Annotated in this window: 1 protein-coding gene; it reads right to left on the reverse strand. The window is 31.0% G+C overall.

What is annotated here, in order from left to right; all coding sequences use genetic code 11:
• Window positions 1-50: 50 nt before the first annotated feature.
• A partial coding sequence (locus N8M09_RS11040) for a hypothetical protein (protein ID WP_261065231.1) occupies window positions 51-248 on the reverse strand: 198 nt, incomplete at its 5' end.

The raw sequence follows: 248 nt of genomic DNA on the forward strand, positions 1-248 counted from the left end.
TTAGAAGACCTTAAGAAAGAACTTGAAGGCAAAAAAAAGAAATAAATGCGTTAAGCTACGATTGATCTTAATTTAGTCACACGTTTGTATTCATCGCATATTTGGATAATGTTTTTTGATTTACAAAGGACGGCCATTTGCCAAACAAATTTTTTATAAACATTTATGTCATCGCATTTTGCATCTAGATCTATTAGAAGTTTAAGAACTTGCTCTTCAATCATTTTCTCCGTTGAGTCAATGCGATT

It is taken from the genome of Streptococcus mitis, from assembly GCF_946190375.1.
In the GTDB taxonomy this organism is placed as follows: Bacteria; Bacillota; Bacilli; order Lactobacillales; family Streptococcaceae; genus Streptococcus; species Streptococcus mitis_CJ.